The sequence below is a fragment of the Lacipirellula limnantheis genome (assembly GCF_007746075.1).
In the GTDB taxonomy this organism is placed as follows: domain Bacteria; phylum Planctomycetota; class Planctomycetia; order Pirellulales; family Lacipirellulaceae; genus Lacipirellula; species Lacipirellula limnantheis.
In genome coordinates this window covers 4,105,700-4,124,286 of record NZ_CP036339.1, presented here as the reverse complement: position 1 = coordinate 4,124,286, position 18,587 = coordinate 4,105,700, and the positions used below count along the sequence as shown (strand labels likewise).

The window sequence follows — 18,587 nt, the reverse complement described above, 5'->3', positions numbered from 1 at the left end:
GCGGTGCAATTCGGCTCAGTGAAAATCGCGCGAGCGATGCGTCAGTTGCTCTGGCGGGGCCGGAGCGTGCCGTAATCTGTCGACGACGACGTGGACCACCTGATCCTTGCGCTCCAGGCGCCCGCTGGCGACGAGAATCGAGGCCCGGCGGGCGGTGTGTTCGTACTTCTCCCAGGTGTGGCGGTGAATGATGAGATTGGCCGTTCCCGTTTCGTCCTCTAGCGTGACGAACGTGATCCCCTTGGCGGTGCCGGGACGCTGACGCATGAGCACTAGTCCCGCGACGCTAACATGCCGGCCATGGGGGCAACGAACCAATTCTCCTGCCGGAGTAACATGCAGTTCGCGGAGAGCGTCGCGCAGAAAGGACAACGGGTGCTGACGCAACGTCATGCCGGCGGTTCGGTAATCGGCGTACACTTCCTCTCGCGCCGAAAGGGCGGGCAGCAGGGGCATTGATTCCTCAACGACCGCATTGGCGAACAACGGCAAGTCTTCTTGAGCCGCGGGTTGATCGAGGGCTTGCCACAGCGAAGTGCGTCGGTTGAGCTGCAGCGATTGAAAGGCGTCGGCTTCGGCGAGCCGTTGAACAGCGGCGCGGTTTAAGCGGGCGCGAGCGGTCAACTCCGCCACCGACTGAAATGGAGCGCTGCGGCGACTGGCGATGATCGTGCGGGCGATGCTCTCGGGCATGCCGCGGACCAACCGCAGGCCAAGTCGCAAGGCGAAAAGATCATTGCGTCGTTCCAGCGTGCAGTCCCAATCGCTGGCATTGACGTCGATGCCGAGCACCTCGACGCCATGCTCACGGGCGTCGCGCACCAATTGCGCCGGGGCGTAGAATCCCATCGGTTGGCTGTTGATCAGCGCGGCGGCGAAGGCGGCCGGGTAATAATGCTTGATCCAGGCGGAGACGTAGACCAGCTTGGCGAAACTGGCGGCGTGGGATTCGGGGAAGCCGTATTCGCCGAAGCCGCGGATCTGATTGAAAAGCTGCTCGGCGAACTCGGGCGCGTAACCCTTGGAGAGCATGCCGTCGATCAGTTTGCGGCGGTAGTCGTCGATCAGTCCAGGTCGTCGCCAGGCCGCCATGGCGCGGCGAAGTTGATCGGCTTCGCCCGGAGTGAAGTTGGCGGCCTCGATCGCAAGCTGCATCGCCTGCTCCTGGAAGAGAGGAACGCCGAGCGTCCGCTGGAGGATGTGTTCGACTTCGGGGCTGGGGTAAGTCGCTGCTTCCTCGCCGCAGCGGCGGCGGAGATAGGGATGGACCATGTTGCCCTGGATGGGGCCGGGGCGAACGATCGCCACCTCGATCACCAGATCGTAAAACGTGCGCGGTTGGAGCCGGGGGAGCATGCTCATCTGAGCGCGGCTTTCGATTTGAAAGACGCCGACCGTGTCGGCCTGGCTGATCATTTCATAGACGTGGGGATCTTCAACCGGGACCGAGTTGATGGAAAGCCGCGGCCCCCCCGACTGTTCCACCAAATCGAAGCCTTTGCGGATGGCCGTGAGCATGCCTAGCGCGAGGCAGTCGACTTTGAGGATGCCAAGATCGTCGAGATCGTCCTTGTTCCATTGAATGACGGTGCGGTCCTGCATCGCGGCGTTTTCAATGGGAACTAGTTCATCAAGCGGCCCCTGGGTAATGACCATGCCGCCGACATGCTGCGAAAGGTGGCGCGGGAAGCCGACCAATTGGCTGACCAGCGCGACGAGCTGGCGGCCCAAACGGGAGTCGGGATCGAGACCGCTCTGTCGGCAACGGTTGGCCAGGAGCCCCTCTTCCGAGCGGTGATCGACGTTTTTGGCCAACTCGTCGACGCGATCAGGCGACAGGCCGAGAGCCTTGGCGACGTCGCGGACGGCGCTGCGGGCCCGGTAGGAAATCACGGTGGCCGCCAAGCCCGCGCGATCGCGACCATACTTTTGGTAGAGGTACTGCAGCGCCTCTTCGCGGCGTTCGTGCTCGAAATCGACGTCGATATCGGGAGGTTCGTCGCGTTCGGCGCTGACGAACCGTTCGAACAACGTTTCATGAACGTTCGGGTCGACCGCGGTGACGCCCAGACAGTAGCAAACGGCCGAGTTGGCGGCCGAGCCCCTGCCCTGGCAAAGAATGCCGCGGTTGCGGGCGTACTCTACCACGTCGAAGACGGTCAGAAAAAAGGCTTCGTACTTGAGCTTCTCGATGAGATCGAGCTCGCGCTGGAGCAACTGATGAATCTTCGGCGGTATCTCGGCGCCGTAGCGGTCGTGTGCACGTTCCCACGCCAAGCGGCGGAGGTACGCCATCGGCGTTTCCCCGGGGGGCGATAACTCCTGGGGATATTGGTACTTCAACTCGTTGAGCGAGAACTGGCAGCGCTGGGCGATTTCGAGCGTGCGCCGCAGCGCGTCGGGGACGCGAGCGAAAATCGTTTGCAGTTCGTCGATGCGGCGGAGATGGCGTTCGGCGTTGGGGAGGCATTCCGGCCCCAATTCAGCGACCGTGACGCCGCAGCGGATGGCCGAGAGAACGTGCTGCAGCGGCATGCGATGAGCCGCGTGATAATGAACGTCTCCCGCGGCTACCAGCGGCAGTCGAGCCGCTTGCGAGGCGCCGATGAGCTGGTCGAGCCGGGCCTGATCGTTGGCGCCGTAATGCAATTCGGCCAGCAGGTAACCAGCGTCGCCGAAGACGTCGCGGCAGCGGCGATAGGCGTCGACTTCCAACGGCAGGTGACGCCGCGGGGCCACGCCGGCGAGCAGACCCTCGCGATGGGCGTCGAGATCGGCGAGCGTGAGTTGGCACTGGCCTTTCGGCGCGCGGCGGCGGCCGAGCGTGAGCAGTCGCGACAGCCGGCCATAGCTGGCCCGATCGGTCGCCCAGAGGACGATGGGAGGGGCGTCGACGGGAGTGACCTCGGCGCCGATGAGCAGCTTGAGACCGATGTCCTTGGCGACGCTGTGGGCGCGGACGACGCCGGCTAAACTATTGCGATCGGTGACGGCGAGGGCCGTGTAACCAAGCTGGGCGGCCGCGACCACCAACTCATCGGGGTGCGAGGCGCCTTCTAAAAAGGAAAAATTTGTGCGGCAATGGAGCTCGGCGTAGGGAGCGCTCGGCAGACTTGCCGAACTCATCATCTCTGCTGGATCAGCGTAAGCGTTGGGCCAGCGCGGCGGATTGCTCAGTGATTCAGGCATGCGGGGCGCTCAAAAAAAACCATGCAAAAACCAGCGGCCATCTTCGCGCCGGCGGTACGACCAGATGCGCTGCCCTGCAGCCGTTTCGAGACGATAGTAGTCGCGTCCCACCCGACGGCGACGCCACCAACCGGTGTCGATGCGCTCCGGCCCCCAGACCTGGTTGACGACATGCCGTCGACCCTCCCAGGAGAACTGCTGGGGCAGACCGCTGACGGCGTCGATGGTCGCGTTTAACGGCGTCGGGGCTTTCAGCAAATCGAGCGGACGATCGAGTGGGCCGAACGGCAGACGTTTGACGTTCCCCTTGTGACGGGCCGGCAGACCGTCGAGCACGCGTTCCAGCCGATAGGCGAGTTCGGGTTGCGCGTCGTGCCGCAAGCGGCAACGGACGACGGCGTCGCGGCCCAGCCGATTCGCCAAACGATTGACCAGCGCGGCCAGCGCGGGCGAACTGCTGAAATCGTGCTGAGCTTTGAAGAACAATGTCTGCCGTTGGGCAAGCGGCGCGTGCTGGAGGACTTCGAGGGCGATCGCCGTCGCTGGTCGCGTCAATCGGGTGCGCTCCAACTGGAGATCAATTAATTCGGCGAAGGTCGCGGCGCTGGCGGTGGCTTGCAAGACGCCGACGTCGAAGGCGACGATTTCCGACTCGCACTCGATCAGACATTTCAGCCGTAAGACGCCGGCGCGGTGAACGAGCAGAGCATGCGCTAACTTCTCGAGTAATGTCAGCAGTGCGTGGCGCAGGGCGTCTTGCCGAACGAGCGGAAACTCGAACGATTGCCGTACGGCGAACTCGGGGGACTGCTTGACGGAAACAATCGCTTCGGGGGCGGCGCCGAGCGCCTGGTCGATGCGCAGCAGCAACTGCCGTCCGAAGCGGGAAGGAAGCTGTTCGCGCGGCAGTTGCAGGACGTCGCCGACGCATTCAAATCCTAACGCCGCCAACGTGGCGATGAGGGAATCGGGAAGCCGGAGGGCGGCCAGCGGGAGCGGAGCGAGCGCCTGACGGCTGACGCCGGAGGGGATGATTTGGCGGCCGTGGATGTTCGCCATGTTGCCGTAACGAGCGACGGCGTAGGCGGCGCCGATGGTATCGGCCAGCGCCAAGCGAACGCGAAAGCCGCGTCGGGCCATCTCGCGGGCGGCGCGGTCGAGCAGCGATTGCTCGCTGCCATGGAGCGAGGCCAGTCCCGCGGCGTCGAACAGCAGCGTCCGGGGAGGATCGCTCGCTTCCAAGCCGACGGTGGGGCTGAAGCGCCGGCACCAGTGGGCTAGCTGAGCGAGTGATTGCCAATCGGCAAGCGGATCGTGCGGCTTGATCTGGAGGCGGCGCGGAGCGAGCGCCGACGCTTCCGCTAGCGGCATGCCGGGATGAATTCCGAGCCGTTGCGCTTCGCGCGAGCAGGCGGCGACGCTCGACCTGCCGGCAAACGTTTCGGCCAACAGTAACGGGCGACCGCGCAGTTCAGGGCTCTCGTTAACGAGCCGTTGAATGGGCCAATTCGGGAGCCAAATGGCAAGCATGCGTTGCATCGAAGCGTGTTATCCATTCATCAAGATCAACTTCCGCTGCGGCGGACTCGGCCGCATAACGCCCACGGCAATGCAACAGACGGATGCGCAGCCGCCATGACGTCAGCGAAGGCTGCGGCTCGACGAGCCAGCGGGCGGCTGCCCAGGAGCGTTCTGGCCGCGCCGACGCCGGACGAACCAACAAGCCGACGGCGCCGCTCGCTTCGGCGGCGAGCTGGAAGCGGCGAAAGGTCCGAGCATCTAGACGCGGGGGATGAGCGATGACCGCGGCAACATGCTCGGCACGGAGCGCTTGTTCAACGGCCCACTGTTCTTCGTGGAGATTGGCAGGATGCACCAACATGGCGCTCGACAGATCCAATCCCCAGGCGGCGGCGGCGGGAGGGTAGAAGCGTCGCTCGCGGTCGATGACGACGACGACGTTGCCGGGACGCTGTGCTTGGATGGCTGCGGCTACTGCGAGCAGGCCGGCGCCGGCTCCGGGAGAGGCGCTTAGCCATTCGATGAGCGAACCCCGCAGCAATCCTCCTGACGGCAGCAAACGATCGAGCGCCGCGAAGCCAGTGGAAAAATGAGTCGACGACGACCAATCAGCGTGAGACTGGCTAAGGAGCCGGCGCAAACGTTGCAGATCGGCGGCGGCGGCGGCGGCGGGGGACAACATGGCGACGTGCGGCGTGAAGGACGGGGCGGCACGCAGCGTATGATGTACTGACGTACATGTAAAGGCGATCTGCAGAAACCGGGAAGACTCAACCGAAGTTCTGCTGAGTTGGCGCACAAAACGGCCAAGAATCAGCTGGGCAGCGGCCCAAGCGACGTCGATCAACGGCAGACGGCGACGTGCGACTCCCGCCGAGCCCACGACGCCGGCGGCTCAATCGACCACGACGGGGGCCTTCCAGCCCTCATCAGGCAACACCAAGTCGTCGACCTCCGGCGGACCCCAACTCCCTGGCTCATATTCGTATACCGGCGAACCAGCTTTCAGCGCGGGATCGACGATTCGCCACGCTTCTTCCACATAGTCCTCACGGGCGAACAGCGTGGCGTCGCCCGCCATGGCGTCGCCGAGCAGCCGCTCGTACGCGTCGACTTCGCCTGCTTGCGGGTGACGGCCGGTAATCGACTCGACGCGGATTCCCTGTGATTCGTCGTTCGGCTTGACGACCATCATGCCGAGCGCGAACGCAATGTCGGGACTAATCCGGATGCGGACGTAATTTGACTTGAGGTCGTAATTCTCGTACATCGTGGGCGGCTTGCGGAGCCGGACGACGATCTCCGTGCACGTGACCGGGAGATTCTTGCCAGCGCGAATATAAAAGGGGACGCCGCGCCAGCGCCAGGAATCGACTTCTAGCTTCATGGCGGCGAACGTCTCGACCTGCGAGTCGGCCGCCACGCCGGATTCCTGACGGTAGCCGCGGAATTGCCCCCGGACGAGGTTGGCCGTTTCGAGCGGCGGCATGGCGCGCAGCACCTTCACCTTCTCGTCACGAATCGACTCGCTGTCGGTCCGCACCGGCGGCTCCATCGCCAGATTGACGAGAACTTGAAACAGGTGATTCTGGACTACGTCGCGAATCGTACCGACCTGTTCGTAAAATCCGCCGCGGCCCTGCACGCCGAAGTTCTCGGCCATCGTGATTTGAACGCTTTCGACATGCTCGCGATTCCAGAAAGGCTCTAGAAATGAGTTCGCGAACCGAAAGAAGAGCATGTTGTGAACGGGCGCCTTGCCGAGATAGTGGTCGATGCGAAAGATCGACCGCTCGTCAAACGTATTCAGCAGAATTTGATTGAGCGCCTGGGCCGAGGGAAGATCGCGGCCGAACGGCTTTTCGATAATGACGCGGGCGTTCTCGGCGCAGTTGGCCTGCGCTAGTTGTTTGACGACGAGCCCGAATACCGCAGGCGGGATGGCCAAATAGTGCGCCGGCCGCTCGGCGGCGCCGAGCTCCCGGCGAATGGCCTGAAAGGTGGAGGCGTCGTTGTAGTCGCCGTCGACGTAGCGGAGGAGGCCCGAAAGCTTCTCGAACGCCGCGTCGTCCGCAACTCCATGCTTGGCGACGCTGTCGCGGGCGCGGGCACGGAGTTGCTCCAAACCCCAGCCCGCTTTGGCAACGCCGATGATCGGGACATTCAGATGCCCGCGCTTCACCATCGAGTGGAGCGACGGAAAGATTTTCTTGTAGGCGAGATCGCCCGTGGCGCCGAAGAAAACCAGCGCGTCGGAGTGGACCGCATCCATCGAATCGTCCTAGGCGCCGGGCGCCTTCTCAAGATGGCCGCCGAACTGGTAACGCATGGCCGAGAGCAGCTTGTCTTGGAACTCGGCCTCGCCGCGCGAGCTAAACCGCTCGTAGAGCGCGGTGGTCAGGACTGGCGCGGGGACGGCCTCGTCGATGGCGGCCTTGATCGTCCAGCGGCCTTCGCCCGAGTCGGAGACGCGACCGGCGAACTCAGCGAGCTGCGGATCTTTGGCGAGCGCGGCCGCGGTGAGATCGAGCAACCAGGAGGAAATGACGCTGCCGCGACGCCAGACTTCCGTCACGTCGGCGAGGTTCAGGTCGTATTGATAGTGTTCGGGATCGCGGAGCGGCGTCGTTTCAGCATCGACGGCATGCGTGCGTTTGCCGATATCGGCGTTCTTCAGGATATTGAGGCCTTCGGCATAAGCGGCCATGATGCCGTACTCGATGCCGTTGTGAACCATCTTCACAAAGTGCCCGGCGCCGTTGGGGCCGCAGTGGAGATACCCCTGCTCGGCCGTGCTGCGCGCCGCGGAACGACCGGGCGTTCTGTCGATAGCGCCGCTGCCTGGCGCCAAGGCGGCGAAAATCGGATCGAGTCGCCGCACGATCTCCGGCTCGCCGCCGATCATCATGCAGTAACCGCGCTCCAGTCCCCAGACGCCGCCGCTGGTGCCGACGTCGACATAGTGAAGCTTCTTGACGGCGAGTTCGTTCGCTCGGCGAATATCGTCAACGTAGTACGAGTTGCCGCCGTCGATGACGATGTCGCCGGCGTCGAGCAGCGGCAGCAAATCCGCCAGCGAGCGGTCGACGACCGCGGCAGGCACCATGAGCCAAATCGCGCGTGGCGTCGGCAACTTCTGGACGAAATCGGCGAGCGATTTCGCGCCGATGGCCTTCTCTTTCACCAGTGCTTCAACGGCCGAAGGCGACATGTCGAAGACGACGGCGTCGTGACCAGCCTGGAGCAGGCGGCGAACCATGTTCGCCCCCATGCGGCCGAGTCCAATCATTCCGAGTTGCATGACTATTTTCCTGAGATCGCGGCGATCAACAGCGTGCTGAAGGGGCGACGCGTCCATCATCTGACGGACGCTAGCCTTGTGCTGCTTGACCGCGAGCGAAGACGTCGGCGAATTCGCGGTAGCGCCGAGCAATCTCGGCGACCGCGTCTTCGCGCGTTACCTTGCCGGCGCGCCAAGCGACGAGCGGTTCCCAGAAGTCAGTTCGCCCAACGGCGAAGCCGATGAAGCCGGGAACGCTTGCCGCCACCTCAAGCCACTCGCGTACCTTTCGGTCGTCCTCGCCGCGGCCCAAGATGATGCAGCTGACCTTTTCTCGGCCTCCTTGCCGGGCGGCGAGCACAATTTTTTCGCAATCGTCACGACGGTCCAAACCCTCGATCTTCCACAAATCTGGCTCGACCCCGTTATCCTGCAATTGCGTTATCGCCCGCACCATCAGCTGCGGACGAAGCTCAGCGTCGTAACGCCTGTGGTCGCCACCGACTTGCTGCAGTTGCGCCGGTTCAGGCGGGACCAAGAGTTCGAACATAAACCGCGGGCCGGCAGCGGAATGCAGGTAGTCCGAAAGGATGGCTAGCCGCTCCGTTTGCTTGGCGTTAAGCGTTGCGTCGCCGTCGGGATTGAATCGAACCAGGACTTTGCAGAAGGTTGGCGAGATCTTTTCAATATGCGCGGCGAAGTCGTCGCCGTACTCGAAATCGAATTCGTCCTGGCCGCTCTTCTCGGCGGGGCAGGCGGTCATGAAGCCTCGCGCTTGCGCGTCCTTAAGGATCGCAGCGCCGAATTGCTCGTCGACCAATATTCCGGCGCGATCCCGGGGGACGCCGCCATCGGCGGCGGCGAGGAAGCCGTCGTAGATGACGCGCTTCGCGGCGGCGATCTCGGCCGTTTGCCCCGGCGTCAGATCGCCGGTCCAGCCGAACATTTTGGTCTCGAACGACCCCCGATGGTCGAACGGTAGGATGTACAAGGGAGCGTCGAAGCCAATTGCCATTGATGTGCCCATTCGTCTTCACGCAACTTTCCGGGACGACGGACGTTAGTGTAGGTGCGAAAGGTCAGCGGGGTAAACGTCGAAGTACGTTCCGCCGGCTTTTTTACCGACGTCGATTCCTTCCATAACGTCGTCGGAGCCGAAACGTGCTGGGTTGTCGGCGGCGCCGCAGACCATTTCAAAGCCAACGCGGACCCCCTGCCGGTGTTGCTCCGCGATGACGCGGTGATGCGGAGCGAGCAATTGGGTGCCGGCCTTGAGCGCGTTGTGCTGAAGCGTAAAGCGATCACCGAGCTTTTTGCGGCCATACTCAATAGTCTTCGCGAGGTAGCGATTTGCCGGCCGGCGGACGCTGATCGAAAGGATGGAGGCGTTGCCTGGGAATGCCGCGGCGTAAGCGTCGACCGCGGCCACCCACGCGTCGAGCATCTTCTGGTCGCTGTAGCCTGCGAGCGTTTCGATGCCGGGCGCCGGGTGCATCTCCGCGCTGGGGAAAGTTGGACCAGTGATGTGAACGCCGACAAGCAGCGGGTCGGCCGCATACCGCTGGCCGAGTTCGGCGACGAGTTCGCCGTAGAACTTCTTCAGTTCGGGCGACCAGGGGACCGGCGCCCCGCGGTACCACTCGCCGCCGATCCACTCAGGAGAGCTATTGGTCCCGGTCATTACCAGCAGCTTGTACGGCTTGCCGAGCTTTCGGCACCGCTCGACCTGACCGTCGAGAAACGTGAAGTCGTACTCGCCTGCCGCGGAATGGAGCCAAGCCCAGCGCGCACGGATCGTCAATCCGGCAACCGCCGGCAGTTCCAGTTGCGCCGCCGTGATCTGGCGGTTGCTGTTGGGGCGCTGCACTGCGGGATCGCCTGGCTGGAGGGCGAAATACCCGACCGGTGCGCGAATCTCGCGCGGGTCCGCCGTCATCGCCGCGAGCGATGCGGCGATCCACAACCCAATCGACGATATACATATCCTCATGGAGAACCTCGTTAGTCAATCTGCTGCGAATAGGGGGTAGAAATGGCTCGGATGCTGATAGCGGCGACGCCTGCGGTGCATTCGACGCTTTGCAAGCTAGGGCAGAAACGGCCGGTCGGAGTGCTGATAGGCCCAGTATGCGCAAGTTGCATGGGCTGACTGCAAGATTGCAGTGCGATCATCTTGGTCGCGGCCTGCCGCAAACTGACGACGCCAAGTTGTCGCGCTGCGTAGAATTCGCCTCCTGCCGCCTGCTGACGATTCTTGTGCGGCGCCTCTTCTCCTCTTTCATTCGAGAACCTCGTCATGAAAAATGTGGCCCTTTGGATCCTGATGGGAGTCGCTACGCTCTGCGTCAGCTCGGATGGGTTTGCTCAAGTGCGGCAACCCGTCGGTTACTACGTGATGCAAGAGGTGGGCTCGCAGAATGTCAAGGATAACAAGCTCGCTTCGCCTGTGTTCAGCGGGATTGTGATCCGGCAGCGGTGGGCGAGCATCAATCCAGCCCCCGGCGTCTACAACTGGACGTTCTTGGATCAGCAGGTTCTCCGCGCCCGGCGACTCGGCAAGAGCTACATTCTGGCTATTTACACCGGAAACAACGCCCCGTTGTGGCTCGGCGTCCCGCTTTTTAAGTCGGCTCCGCTGCCGTGGGACTCGACGATGCTTAGCGCCCATGGTCGCATGGTGGCAGCGCTCGGGCAACGTTATGCCGGGGACGGCAATTTAGCAGGGGTTGAACTAAGCGGCCCGACCCGCGGACCAAGCGGATCGTTGGAAATGCATCTGGCCGAGGGGCTGACGCGCTACCCCGGCTATAGTCCGGAGCGGGTGGCGCTATCGTGGATGACCTGCGTTGACCAGTACGGCTCCGCTTTCAGGAACTGTGCGTTGATCTCGGACGGCGGCGTGGCGCCTGGAGGGCAGAATGCATCGATTACCCAAGCCGTTTTCGATTACCTGGCCCAAAACTATCCGCTGCAAGCGCATTTTTCGCACTGCGCCTTAAAGGCGAGTACGCCGGAAAACGCGGTCCACCATGCGATTATCGTCCAGATGGCGCGTCGCGGCTTCGGCGTCGGTTTCGAAATGATCGGGCCATCGGTGGCTGGCGTGGACGGACAAAATGGTCCGATAGCACGCTTCGGCGGGACTTTCGATCAGGCCGCGACGATTGCCAATCGCGCCGGGGCGCGCTGGCTGAAGATTTATCAAGGCGACGAGTTCAACGCGATGTCGCCGTAGTGCCGCGATCTGAAACTTTCTGGCAATCGACGAGACGCTCCGCCGAGGGCTACTTGCGATTGCGATACAGCGAGGCGTCGACGCCGCCAACCATGCGCTCGAGATCGAGCGTGCCGCCCAAGAACTCATTGATTCTCGTCAGTTCGCCGCGTGGATCGCTCAACATGCGATTGTAGTCGACGTCGATCAGGTCGATATGCGACTGCTTCTCCAACCATTTGTAGAAGGAGTCGATCTCCGATCGGAAGAGCTTTGACATTTGCGCCTCGCTCACCGCGTCCTTGACGCCATGTCGATTGAGCATGACCTGCTGCGACGCGAGGACTTCGTCCAGTTTACGACGCATGAACAGGACGCGGTACTGCCGATCGGACGGAAGGTCGTAAAGCAGCCGATAAACCATCTTGACCGCGCTGCCCTCGCTGCCTTTTAGCCAGCTTGAGTCTTCGGCCGTTTGCTTGACGGCTTCGAATTCGTAGTAGCCGTTTGGGTTGTCATCATCAGCGGCGCGCTGCTGGTCCGTCAGCACGGGCAGCCCGCCCAACTCAAGCATTCGCATCATCATCGACGTGCCGGAGCGGGGCAAACCTGACACGATCGTTAGGTATTCGGAAGTGGCAGTGCTCATGTGGTTCATGTCGCTTTCAACAAGAATCTGTGAAAAATCGCTATATGTTATCGCCTCGGGGTGAACGGTCTGCAACCCTTCGCAGCGGGCAAACCGGGGCGTGCGAGCCCGGCGAGGGGCAACTCTCATACCACCGAAACGCCCAGGAGACGCCAACGCGCCATCTCACTGTTGTGGGCAGCACGCCGCTGCCGGTGCTCGCGCTGCGGAAAGTAACTTCTTTTCGGGTAGGACGTTAGTGCCCATGCGCCGCAGTTGGTCTGGGCGGCGAGGATTCTGCCTGAGCGCGTCGCGGCGGCGCCACACGGCTTAACTTTTCGGCGCCTCATGCTTCAGGGGTTGGCAGATGCACGGGATGTTTAGCGAGCGAATTCACATTTGCGAAAGCGCATCGTCATGGACGAACTGGTTGCAATTCGCGCCAGCAAGTGTATAACGCCAAACGTCGAATCGGCTGCAATGAAGAGTGGCACTCGTTTTGCCGCATGGCTGGCCGGTCGACGTCGCCGAATGGAGACGGCGATGAATCGGCGGAAGAGGCAATCATCGTACTCCGCCATGTAGTTGCAACCTCGGGCGAAGCTGATCGCATCGCGAGCGCGCTGGTTGCCGGACACCCCGTCTTACTCCATCCCTGCCTACATAGCGCGTCATCGACGCGCACTTTTGTTGTTTTCGGTCGATATTGCATCGGTTGATGCGCTGACGTTGTCGCGACGTCGTCGATCCAGATCTTTTTTCACCGATCCTACGTTAGGAAGGTTGCGCCGTGGCTCAAGCGACCGAGTTCATTCCGTTAGAAGTGCCGCGCTTCGGCGAGTTCGCGCGTCAGCTCTACAACGTCAGTTCGCAGGAAATTGAACGTTGCCTCGTCGATCAGCGCCGTACCGGGCGTCGCCTCGGCGCGATTATGTTGAACTCGGGCCTGATTGATCAGCGGCAGCTTGCGGCCGTTCTCCAGGCCCAGGCGCGTTGGTCCGCACGCATGCGAAGTCGCGACGTCGCGCCGCTGAGCTTCCCATTGCTCACGCCGCTGTCGATGTGTCTGCCGTGCTATAACGAACAAGACGTCATTGAGGACGTGCTGTTGAGCGCACTGGCGGTGCTGCCGGAGTTCGTGGAGGAGTTCGAGATTATCGTCGTCGATGACGGCTCCGCGGACGGCACGGCGCAAATCGTAGATCGTTTGGCCGAACACGACAGTCGAATCCGGTTGGTGCGGCACGAGAAGAATCGAGGCTATGGCGCCGCAGTGGCTACCGCATTGCGGGCGGCGAGCGGCGAATGGATCTGTTTCACGGATGGAGACGGGCAATTCAGCTTTCTCGACCTGCCGCAGCTACTTTGCAATGCCCAGCACGCTGACGTGGTGATCGGGTACCGTCGGCTCCGCGCGGACAACAGCGTCCGTCGCTTCAACTCGAACAGCTGGAAGTGGTTTATCCGATGTCTTATGGGGCTGCGCGTGAGAGACCTGGACTGCGCGTTCAAGCTGTTTCCGCGCTGGGTTGTTGACGGTCTGCAGTTTCGCTCCGAGGGGGCATGCATTAGCGCCGAGATTCTGACGCAGTGCATGCGCGGCGGGCTTTCGATTGCGGAGGCGCCCGTCAATCACTATCCGCGTGCGGCAGGCAAAGCGACTGGCGCCAATCTGGGGGTCATTATTAAGGCCTTCAAAGAATTGCCGATTGTGTGGCAATATCGAGGCATGGCGCCGTGGGGTTCAGAAAAGCGGCCAACGCCGGTCGTCGACGATGGCCCCAAAGCTGAAGAAGCGGTTTCGCAATCCGCGGCCTCGCGGGCGGCGACGGCAGAGCACCGTGTCGCGGTGAGCGCATCGGCCGAGCCTGCCATTGCCAATGGACGTATTTGATGAGAACACTCCTTCGACGAAAAGCAGCCGCTGAGCGAGCAAGCGTGAATGCCGATGGTTCGGGCGTCGCTCGCGTCGAAACCGGAGAGCCGCGGCTCAAGGTCTGCGTGCTGGCCGCTTGTCCGTTCCCAGCGAACCACGGTACGCCTGGATCAATTCGAGAGCTGGTCGAGGCGACGGCGGAGCGCGGCCACGAAGTCCATGTCGTCACCTATCACATCGGCGAGCCGTTGCCGCTACGCAACGTTCACGTCCATCGGATCGCGGACTGGACGCGCGAGCGGTCGGTGACGGTGGGACCGACCCGGTATCGACCGCTCTATGACTTTCAGATGATTTTCAAGGCGCTGAAGGTCATGCGTCGTCATCGGCTCGATCTGATGCACGCGCACGGATATGAAGCGGCGCTCGTTGCGGCCTGCTGTCGCCCCGCAGTGCGCGTCCCGGTGTTGTACAGCGCGCACAATTCGATGGGCGATGAACTCGCCAGCTACGATTTCTTTTTCTCAAAGCGCATGGCGAACGGTCTCGCCTGGGCCCTGGATCGAACAGTCCCGCGGATTGGCGACCGCTGCGTTCCGCACAGTGCTAACTTGCAACAGTTCCTGCACGACCGCGGGCTGAGCGATCGCATGGAGCCAGTGCTGAATTTTGGCGTCGATTTCGACAAACTGCCGACAGGCGATCGCCGTCGGTTGCGTAGCGAATGCAATTTGACCAACGAGCCGATTATTCTGTACTCGGGAGTCATCGATCAATTTCAGCGACTAGATCTGCTGCTGGAGTCGATGGTGCACGTGCTGTCGCGTTACCCTCGCGCCAAGCTGCTGCTGCTGACGAACGTTCACAACGACAAGGCGGAGAGGGCCCTCCGCGATCAGGCGCGAGCTTTGGGCATTGAAGGAAGCTTGGTGATGATGGCGCCCCGATCGCTCGACCACGGCCTCAAGCTGATTTCCATCTGTGACGTGGCGGTGGTGCCGAGGCCGAAGGCTCCCGGCTTTCCGATCAAGTTACTGAATTATATGGCCGCTCGCCGGCCATGCGTCATGTACGCGAGCTCCTGCAGCCGGCTCTCGCACGGGGAGCATGTGTGGTTAGCGGCAGACGATACGGCGGAATCGCTCGGCGGCGCCATCGTGAGGGTTCTCAAGGACGAAACGCTGCGCAACAGGATCGCCGAGGGAGGCCATCAATTCGTGCGAGCGCGACATGACCGCCGCATGGCGGCGGCGCAGCTGTGCGACTCGTACTTGCGTCTGCTGCGGCCAACGCGCCGCTGGAAGGAAATCGCGGCACGCCCTGCCGCGCTTCCCAACGAGCTTGAGAAGTGCATTGGATCCGACTCGAACAGAGAGCATCCGTTGGAGAGTGAGTTAAATGCCTACGCCTGATTATCGCGTGCTCATCGTCGGGCTCGACGGCGCCACGTTCGACTTGATGCTCCCTTGGATTGACGAAGGTCTGCTGCCGAATCTTGCGCGAATTCTCCGCAGCGGGGCGAAGAGCCCGCTCGAATCGACGGTCCCGCCCATCACTCCATGCGCCTGGTCGAGCTTCATGACGGGAAAGAACCCCGGCAAGCACGGGCTGTTCGACTTCATTGAACCGCACGGCGAGCACGGATTTCGGTTCACCAACGCCTCGTTTCGCGACGGGGAAACGCTGTGGGGTTGCTTGAGCCGGCATGGACGCCGAGTCGGCGTGGTCAACGTGCCAATGACCTTTCCGCCGGAACCGGTGAATGGGTTTCTGATTTCCGGGCTTGATACGCCGCACGATCTCAGTCCGTTTATGTACCCGGTGGAGATTCGCTCTGAGCTGAAGCAAGCTGGAATTCGGTACCGCATCGACCAGCAACACTTGGGCAATATGCGAACCGACGCCCGGCGACGAGCCCAGCTGGCAGATATACGCGAGTGCGAGGAAGCGCGGACGGCGGCGCTGCAGCGCCTTGCGGAAGAGCGGCCCTGCGATTTTCGGATGATTGTGTTCGGATCGACGGACCAGGTGCAGCATCATTTTTGGCACTTCATGGATGCGGAGCACGATAAGCACGACCCCGCCGGCGCCGCCGAGTTCGGCAACGCGATTCGAGATACATACATCCATGTGGATGAGCAGCTTGGCGCACTGCTGGACGACTGCGACGACGACACCATCGTCATCGTCATGTCGGATCACGGGTTCGGCCCGATGTCGAATGTGCGCGTGCGGTTGAATCAAATCCTCGCGGAAGCTGGATTGCTCAAGTTTGAACAAGGGTCGGCGCCCAGCAAGCTCAAGCAGTCGTTGGCGAGCTGGCTCGATCGAATGCTGCGGTCGACTCTATCGTCAGACGCCAAGCGCCGCATCGCCGGCATGCTGCCCCGGCTGCGAACCTGGTTCGAGACGCTCGACGAAGCGAAGATCGATTGGTCGCAGACAACCGCGTACGTGAATGAGGCCTACCGCTCAAGTCCAGCCATTTGGCTCAATCGCTTGCAGGAGTTGACGGAGACGGAGGCGGACGAACTGCGGGATCGCATTGAGGAAATCATGCTGACGCTGGTCGATCCCCAGACCGGCGAGCCGGTCATGAGTAGCTTGGAGCGGCCGCAAGAGCTCTACCATGGCCCCCATGCGGGACGGGCGCCGGACCTGTTGCCGTCGTGGTGGCGCGATGGTTTTCTGCTGGATCAAAGCTCGCCGGCGTCGCCGGGTAAACCGCATGTCGAGCGATCGACCGCTCCGCTAGAAGGCGGGGTCGAGTTTGCCGCGTCGCACCGGCTGGATGGCGTGCTGATGATGAGCGGCGGACCGATCCACCCCGAGTTCTCGTTTGACGGCGCCAAGATCGTCGACGTCACGCCTACCGTGCTGTACTTGATGGGATTGCCGATTCCGGACGATATGGATGGCCGAGTGCTGGTCGAGGCGATCGATCCGGAGTTTATCGCGTCGAATCCGATCCGTTTTGAAGCGGCCGATGACGACGCGGCTTACCGCGACGAGCTCGACGATGCTTCGGCGAGTTTTACCGAAGACGAATCAGAGCTTATTGCCAGACGGTTGCAGGCTCTTGGTTACATCAAATAGATTCCGTGGTTCGCCTTCCGGAGAGTCGGTTTTATGGGAAGAGTATTCATCGTCGGCTGGGATGGCGCCACGTTCGATTTGATCGAACCGTGGATCGCCGAAGGCAAGCTGCCGAACATTGCGGAAGTCTGGAACGGGGGCTCGCATGGGGAGCTGCAATCAACGCTGCCGCCGATGACGTTCCCCGCTTGGACTAGCTTCATGACGGGCAAGAACCCCGGAAAGCACGGCATCTACGATTTTACGCGACAGCGCCCAGGGACCTACGACTTGGAGTTCGTCAACGGCGGTCAACGCAAGGCGCCGACGTTTTGGAAACTGTTGAGCGACGCCGGCAAGCGCGTCATTTCGATCTCAGTGCCATGCACGTTTCCGCCCGAACCGATTAACGGCGTCATGCTGAGCGGATTCGACGCCGCCGGACTGGGAGGAAGCAGTTCGAAGCTCGACGCGCGGGGGATGTATCCTCGCGAAGTCTATGATGAACTGGAGCGGGAACTCGACGGACATCCCATCGGATCGTTCCCGATCCAGGAGATCAATCAGGGTCGCGCCGAAGCTGCCGTGCAGAAGATCCTGGACGTCATTGGTCGAAAGGCGGCGACGGCGAAGTATCTGATGCAGAGTCGCGAATGGGACTGCGCGATGATTCTGTTCGGCGAGTCGGACGGCGCGGGCCATCATTTCTGGAAATACTGCGACCACCGTTCGCCGCAGTTTACGCCGGCGCCGGCGTCGATGCGCGACAGCATCCTGCGCGTTTATCAAGAACTAGATCGGCAGCTGGGCGAACTTAAGCAATTGTTGCCATATGATACGACGCTGCTGATGATGTCGGATCACGGATTCGGCGGCGTCAGCAATACAGTGATCTACCCGAACTGTTGGCTGCGCGAGCAAAACGTATTGCAATTCCGCGGCGGCTTCTCGAAATGGGTATCGCGGCGACTGGACGCACTAAAGCTATTCGCGGTCGCCGCGTTGCCGAACAGCGTTCAGAAGTTTTTATCGCGCTTTGCTCGAACGCAGTTGGGGGGCATTGAAGCGAAGGTGCGATACGGAATTATCGATTGGAGTGAGACGCAGGCTTACTTCGAAGAGAACCCGTACTACCCTGCCCTCCGCATCAACCTAAAGGGTCGACAGCCGCAGGGAACCGTCGAACCGGGCGAGGAATATGAGGAACTTCGTTCGGAGTTGATTCGTCGTTTGGAAGAGTGGCGTCACCCCGCCACGGGCGAACGGATCGTTGAAAAGGCTTACCGCCGCGAAGAGGTTTACGACGGCGGCAGCCTGGACGAAGCCCCCGATATCGTCGTCAAATGGGCGACGCATGAAGAGTATACCTACGCATTCCGGGTCAGTTCGAAGAGCCAATCGCTCCACTGGATGGAGGAACTCGATCCGCGGCGCGAAGACAACATGGCGTTCTTTTCCGGGAAATCCGGAAGTCACCGCGATAACGGCATCTTCCTCGCGGAAGGGCCGGAAGTCATCGCCGGCAAGGCGATCAGTGGCGCACGCATCATCGACATGGCGCCGACAATTCTGCATTTACTAGGCGTGCCGACGCCAGCAGACATGGACGGCCGCGCGCTGATCGAAGTGCTCGAAGGCGAAGCGGCGTCTCCACTTGAAATCGGCGCGGCGGCGGGCGTCGTTGCGGAACCCGACGAAGCGGGAACGTACACGGAGGAGGACAAGGTGGTGATCAACGAGCGGTTGCGGGCCTTAGGGTATATCGATTAATCGGGTTGCCGCCAGTGCTGCCGAACATTCACCA

The 18,587-nt window shown here is 61.9% G+C and carries 13 protein-coding genes; 5 read left to right on the top strand and 8 right to left on the bottom strand.

Going from position 1 to position 18,587, the window contains the following annotated elements; genetic code table 11:
- Positions 1-15: 15 nt before the first annotated feature.
- From I41_RS15905 to I41_RS15875, 7 genes are all read right to left on the bottom strand, one after another.
- Complete coding sequence (locus tag I41_RS15905; protein ID WP_246133684.1) at positions 16-3,189, bottom strand: error-prone DNA polymerase; 3,174 nt, start codon at positions 3,187-3,189, stop codon at positions 16-18.
- 9 nt (positions 3,190-3,198) lie between these two features.
- Entirely contained in the window at positions 3,199-4,719 is a 1,521-nt protein-coding gene (locus I41_RS15900) for a Y-family DNA polymerase (RefSeq protein WP_168206940.1), read from the bottom strand.
- A complete protein-coding gene (locus I41_RS15895; protein ID WP_145433907.1) occupies positions 4,673-5,392 on the bottom strand; it encodes an ImuA family protein in 720 nt (239 codons plus the stop codon). The genes I41_RS15900 and I41_RS15895 overlap by 47 nt, the downstream gene beginning before the upstream one ends.
- Before the next feature lie 213 nt (positions 5,393-5,605).
- Positions 5,606-6,982 (bottom strand): glucose-6-phosphate dehydrogenase, encoded by a 1,377-nt coding sequence (zwf, locus tag I41_RS15890; RefSeq protein ID WP_145433906.1) that lies wholly within the window; start codon positions 6,980-6,982, stop codon positions 5,606-5,608.
- Positions 6,983-6,991: 9 nt separating this feature from the next.
- A complete protein-coding gene (gene gnd / locus I41_RS15885; RefSeq protein ID WP_145433905.1) occupies positions 6,992-8,011 on the bottom strand; it encodes a phosphogluconate dehydrogenase (NAD(+)-dependent, decarboxylating) in 1,020 nt (339 codons plus the stop codon).
- Between the two features lie 70 nt (positions 8,012-8,081).
- Positions 8,082-9,005, bottom strand: coding sequence for a 2-deoxy-5-keto-D-gluconate 6-phosphate aldolase domain-containing protein (locus I41_RS15880; RefSeq protein ID WP_145433904.1), 924 nt, complete (start codon positions 9,003-9,005; stop codon positions 8,082-8,084).
- 45 nt (positions 9,006-9,050) lie between these two features.
- Entirely contained in the window at positions 9,051-9,980 is a 930-nt protein-coding gene (locus I41_RS15875) for an alpha-amylase family protein (protein ID WP_145433903.1), read from the bottom strand.
- 306 nt (positions 9,981-10,286) lie between these two features.
- Here I41_RS15875 and I41_RS15870 point away from each other — a divergent pair, with 306 nt between their 5' ends.
- Complete coding sequence (locus tag I41_RS15870) at positions 10,287-11,225, top strand: alpha-amylase family protein (RefSeq protein WP_145433902.1); 939 nt, start codon at positions 10,287-10,289, stop codon at positions 11,223-11,225.
- Positions 11,226-11,274: 49 nt separating this feature from the next.
- On the opposite strand, the gene I41_RS15865 is transcribed toward I41_RS15870, so the two are convergent.
- Positions 11,275-11,853 carry a sulfotransferase gene (locus tag I41_RS15865; protein ID WP_145433901.1) on the bottom strand — a complete coding sequence of 193 codons (579 nt, stop codon included), beginning with the start codon at positions 11,851-11,853 and terminating at the stop codon, positions 11,275-11,277.
- Between the two features lie 769 nt (positions 11,854-12,622).
- Here I41_RS15865 and I41_RS15860 point away from each other — a divergent pair.
- Genes I41_RS15860 through I41_RS15845 form a run of 4 tightly spaced genes read left to right on the top strand, consistent with a single transcriptional unit; the run spans position 12,623 to position 18,553 of the window.
- Positions 12,623-13,726 (top strand): glycosyltransferase family 2 protein, encoded by a 1,104-nt coding sequence (locus tag I41_RS15860; RefSeq protein WP_145433900.1) that lies wholly within the window; start codon positions 12,623-12,625, stop codon positions 13,724-13,726.
- Positions 13,726-15,120, top strand: a complete 1,395-nt coding sequence (locus I41_RS15855) for a glycosyltransferase family 4 protein (RefSeq protein WP_145433899.1) — start codon at positions 13,726-13,728, stop codon at positions 15,118-15,120. Before I41_RS15860 ends, I41_RS15855 begins: the two co-directional genes overlap by 1 nt.
- The gene (locus I41_RS15850) at positions 15,107-16,804 is read left to right on the top strand and encodes an alkaline phosphatase family protein (RefSeq protein ID WP_145433898.1); all 1,698 of its coding nucleotides are present in this window, start codon (positions 15,107-15,109) and stop codon (positions 16,802-16,804) included. The genes I41_RS15855 and I41_RS15850 overlap by 14 nt, the downstream gene beginning before the upstream one ends.
- 33 nt (positions 16,805-16,837) lie before the next feature.
- Positions 16,838-18,553, top strand: coding sequence for an alkaline phosphatase family protein (locus I41_RS15845; protein ID WP_145433897.1), 1,716 nt, complete (start codon positions 16,838-16,840; stop codon positions 18,551-18,553).
- Positions 18,554-18,587 lie beyond the last annotated feature (34 nt).

What these genes read in the sequence shown, in the direction of transcription:
- I41_RS15905 (WP_246133684.1), bottom strand. Translation starts at nt 3,189, where the DNA reads ATGCCTGAATCACTGAGCAATCCGCCGCGCTGGCCCAACGCTTACGCT.
- I41_RS15900 (WP_168206940.1), bottom strand. Translation starts at nt 4,719, where the DNA reads ATGCTTGCCATTTGGCTCCCGAATTGGCCCATTCAACGGCTCGTTAAC.
- I41_RS15895 (WP_145433907.1), bottom strand. Translation starts at nt 5,392, where the DNA reads ATGTTGTCCCCCGCCGCCGCCGCCGCCGCCGATCTGCAACGTTTGCGC.
- zwf (WP_145433906.1), bottom strand. Translation starts at nt 6,982, where the DNA reads ATGGATGCGGTCCACTCCGACGCGCTGGTTTTCTTCGGCGCCACGGGC.
- gnd (WP_145433905.1), bottom strand. Translation starts at nt 8,011, where the DNA reads ATGCAACTCGGAATGATTGGACTCGGCCGCATGGGGGCGAACATGGTT.
- I41_RS15880 (WP_145433904.1), bottom strand. Translation starts at nt 9,005, where the DNA reads ATGGCAATTGGCTTCGACGCTCCCTTGTACATCCTACCGTTCGACCAT.
- I41_RS15875 (WP_145433903.1), bottom strand. Translation starts at nt 9,980, where the DNA reads ATGAGGATATGTATATCGTCGATTGGGTTGTGGATCGCCGCATCGCTC.
- I41_RS15870 (WP_145433902.1), top strand. Translation starts at nt 10,287, where the DNA reads ATGAAAAATGTGGCCCTTTGGATCCTGATGGGAGTCGCTACGCTCTGC.
- I41_RS15865 (WP_145433901.1), bottom strand. Translation starts at nt 11,853, where the DNA reads ATGAGCACTGCCACTTCCGAATACCTAACGATCGTGTCAGGTTTGCCC.
- I41_RS15855 (WP_145433899.1), top strand. Translation starts at nt 13,726, where the DNA reads ATGAGAACACTCCTTCGACGAAAAGCAGCCGCTGAGCGAGCAAGCGTG.
- I41_RS15850 (WP_145433898.1), top strand. Translation starts at nt 15,107, where the DNA reads ATGCCTACGCCTGATTATCGCGTGCTCATCGTCGGGCTCGACGGCGCC.
- I41_RS15845 (WP_145433897.1), top strand. Translation starts at nt 16,838, where the DNA reads ATGGGAAGAGTATTCATCGTCGGCTGGGATGGCGCCACGTTCGATTTG.